3 protein-coding genes and 1 pseudogene are annotated in these 3,763 nt (G+C 39.1%); 1 reads left to right on the forward strand and 3 read right to left on the reverse strand.

What is annotated here, in order from left to right; all coding sequences use genetic code 11:
* Positions 1–737 precede the first annotated feature (737 nt).
* Both FFM78_RS13450 and FFM78_RS13455 read right to left on the reverse strand, forming a co-directional pair.
* Positions 738–1,499 (reverse strand): Fic family protein, encoded by a 762-nt coding sequence (locus FFM78_RS13450; protein ID WP_137638891.1) that lies wholly within the window; start codon positions 1,497–1,499, stop codon positions 738–740.
* A gap of 102 nt (positions 1,500–1,601) precedes the next feature.
* Positions 1,602–2,234, reverse strand: coding sequence for a recombinase family protein (locus FFM78_RS13455; RefSeq protein ID WP_137638892.1), 633 nt, complete (start codon positions 2,232–2,234; stop codon positions 1,602–1,604).
* 313 nt (positions 2,235–2,547) lie between these two features.
* Between FFM78_RS13455 and FFM78_RS13460 the strand changes: the two genes are divergently transcribed.
* Positions 2,548–3,323 (forward strand): IS5-like element ISLpl3 family transposase gene (locus tag FFM78_RS13460; RefSeq protein WP_137638893.1). Its coding sequence is split into 2 segments (ribosomal slippage): positions 2,548–2,872 and positions 2,872–3,323, totalling 777 coding nucleotides; the frame shifts between segments, so codons are not numbered across the junction.
* 273 nt (positions 3,324–3,596) lie between these two features.
* Here FFM78_RS13460 and FFM78_RS13465 read toward each other — a convergent pair.
* A pseudogene (locus FFM78_RS13465) lies at positions 3,597–3,763 on the reverse strand (IS30 family transposase); the annotation flags it as partial.

The following is a 3,763-nucleotide window of genomic DNA, read 5'->3' on the forward strand; positions in this document are numbered from 1 at the left end:
TAAGTTATTAATCGCGATTAATGATTTATTTGAGCTGTGGAAGGTAAACGCGGTTCTGAATGTCTCTTAAAATCTGTCTCAAATATTGACTTCAATCCACTACTTGATCAATCGGTCTTTAGCTACACCTATGAGCTACTTGGAGATCAAATGCAGCCACAAATTGATAAGATGAGTCAGGTCGAAAGACAGATGTTTGATATGAAGGTAGCCCAACTACGAGAGAAAGATGAAAAGAAGAAAAGGACTCGAAAAAAATCATAAATTTATATATTTATGATTTTATAATTGAATCAGATATTACTACTCATTATCTTCACTATACTTCCTGACTATGTGCGTTATAGTCTTTATATCCTGATCCTGTATTGTAACATTCATATTTGTATACTTTCATAAATTCATACTTACATACAAATATGAATTTAAAAAAATAATCTTAAAAAACTTTGTCTCTCCGATCCTCACATCTTAAACATCAATAACACTTACTAGAACAATAGCATCATTGATAGCTACATGGCTATCAATGATGCTATTGTTTTTAAACACATCTTAGTTATTCGAAGATTAGATTGCAACTTATTGGACAGAGAGGATAGAGAGGATCACCAGTGTGCTCAGAATACGCCTATTTAACGTCTAATTTACCGCTTCGGGCCACGATCATGCTTTAGTGGACAAAAGGGGGGCTTTACCTGTTTCGATTCAATTTTAGGTTTGGTGCTCTCTTTGCTCTACTTATTTTCAACATTTCTAAATTGTGGCTTAACTCGTGCCACTCGTGTTTTACCCTGACTCCCATCACTAATGATCGGCCGATGCAACTCCCGTTCACGATCACTTGGAAGTAAATCAACCATTTTATCCAGGTACTTCGCCTCATCAGTTGGATTTTTGGCATCGTAGTAACGCATCAATGAAATTGTAAACTCACCACGATCCAGGTCATTGAAAGGAAGCACTAAGTAGTTTTCCTTCTCAAATGTTCCATACGCAGCATTTGCAGCAATCAGTGCCGTCCGCTTATTACCGTCCTGAAACGGTTGTAGCTTAGATAAATCGGCAAAAACTTTCCAAGCATCTTTTTCTTTTTTAGGAGACTTCTTGTAATTATCCACAATTTTTTGTAAATCATCACGCCGAACAATCTCTGGTGGAAAGTAGGTCTCTTTTGCACTTTGATCAACTGTAATTCCAATGCGATCGTCTTCATTATAGTAGGCATTGCGTAAATGTCCCGGCCAGTTAGGCTGCTCATCGGAAGGTGAATCAAATGCTGAGTTGATCGCAATAATACCATCAACGCTGAATCCTTTTTCTTTAACGGCCGCGATTCCCTTCAATGTGTCTTCAAAAATGGCCACATCTTCGCCATGTTGATTAAGTGGTTGGCTTGATCTAAGGTCCAAAGCTTTTTTCGTTTGGGCTAGAGTACTCCCATACCCGTTCAAACTTCCAAGTGACGTAATAAATCGTGCTAAAGCCGTGTTATCCATTATACCGATCTCCTCCTTAGTTCGTATATTAGCCGCAATTAAAAATTTGCAAACTTTTAATGTTCAATATTCAGTTGAAATCAACAAAGCCTGGTTAACATTTTATTCGGGAATTTCTTCATTCAACCGATTCTTGATATTAATGACAGTCTGAACCGATACACCAGTTTCGGCAGCAATCGCACGATAGCTGATTTTAGCCCCGGTTGCTTTGTTTCTTAACTGATCAACGATTCGATGATAAATAAACCGTTTTTGTGGGTTAGGTGAATCTTCAGCGTATGCCGGTCTAGTTCCTCGATATTTCCCATTAGCCTTAGCAATCTCGATTCCTTGTCTTTGACGCTCGCGAATTTTCTTTCGCTCAGTTTGCGCCATATAAGCTAGCAGCTTGGTTAGCATATCAAACATAAATTTGTCCATATCTGAATCCCCAGTCTGCATTGAAAGAAATGGGGCATCTAAGACTTCCATCCTAACCTGTTTATCTCTGATCTGCTTGATTATATCACTGGCGTCGTCATAGTTTCGACTAAGCCGATCTAATGAGGCCACTACTAATGTATCCCCTTGCCGCACATAAGCAATCGCCGCCTGCAATTCTGGTCGATTCTGGGTTGATTTGTCCGATTGTTTTTCTTCAAATATTTTTTTACATTTAACCGCTTTCAAAGATTTAATTTGACGGGTCAAATTTTGATCAGTCGAGCTAACTCGTGCATAACCAACTTTCATCAATAAATCTCCCTTCAGAGGATCAATCTCCCATCCTATCACATTCTGTTTAGACACTCTAATTAGACAGCTTTTCAAAAACAACTAACTACTTACTATCCCAGGCAGAATCTAGGCTTTTCTTCATAAGGTGATTATACCCCTTTTTTGTCCATTTAGGTACAAACTTAAATTGAACAGTTTATTTTGAATTAATTTGTTGATATCAATCTTGGAAAAGCAGGATTTTGCACTTATTTCAAGAGTATTTAGGGACTGTCTGAAAACTAAAAATTCAGGTATAATCTGAGGAAAAACGAATCGAGGCATTCCGATGACAACACCTAAACGATACGAACTGGAAGATGCTCAGTGGGACCGAATCAAAGGATACTTCCCGCCATACCGGACTGGCCGTCCATCAAGCCTAGACAACCGTACCGCCCTCAACGCTATCCTCTGGCTCATGCGCAGCGGGGCTCCTTGGCGTGATCTACCTGAACGCTATGGCTCTTGGAAAACGGTGTATAGTCGCTTCCGAGCCTGGGTAAGTTCAGGCTTGTTCGAACAGGTTTTTCTCGAATTGATTGACGATCCCGACATGGAAAACTTGAGCTTAGATTCAACGATCGTTCGAGCGCATCAAAAGGCCACTGGGGCAAAAAAAACGCCGAATGTATGGTCGAAAATCAAGCTATTGGACTAAGTCGAGGTGGCCGAACGACCAAGATTCACGCACTCGTTGACGGATTAGGGAATCCCTTGGGTTTTCGCCTAACAGGTGGTCAAGTACATGATAGCCAAGTTGCCAGTGAGTTGCTGGAAGGCTTCGATATTTCTCAATCAAATATTATCGCGGATAAAGCCTATGGCACCGCGAAACTTCGCCAGTATATTGAAGATAAAGCAGGCATCTATACCATTCCGCCAAAGGAAAATACCAAAGACAAGTGGACCTGTGATTACCACGTTTATTGTGAGCGCCATTTGATTGAGAACTTCTTCAATCAGTTGAAGAACTTTCGTAGGATTGCAACGCGTTATGATAAGCTCGCTCATGTTTATCTGGCTACGGTCTACATTGCCTCAATTTGCATCTTACTTAAGTAGTTTTCAGACGGACCCTAGTTGAGCGAATAAGGTTACATAATTGTTTTAAAAGATTGCTGATACTATAAAGATTCTGATTTTTCAACTTTTAACCAGTATAACAATGTCAAATTAATCGACTATCTTAACTATTCCATAGATATGTTCTCATACAACATTTCTTGACAATTATGAAATAGGTTTAAAATGAAAAACATCAGTCAATAATTCTCAGAATTATATAATAAAGTCTTAATTCAACATGGCAGATTGCAAGAAATAACTTGAACAAATTTAGTAACGCAGATCACGCAAAAAGATCTCAATCGGTGTTCGCCAATTTAAACATTTGAGTGGTCGGCAATTCAAATACCAGTTAATTTGAATCAATTCATCATCGGTAATCTCATCAATCGGTTGACCTTTGGGAATGAAGCGGCGTAGTACTCGGTTGCGATTTT

Origin of the sequence: Loigolactobacillus binensis (assembly GCF_005405165.1) — a bacterium.
Taxonomy (GTDB): Bacteria; Bacillota; Bacilli; order Lactobacillales; family Lactobacillaceae; genus Loigolactobacillus; species Loigolactobacillus binensis.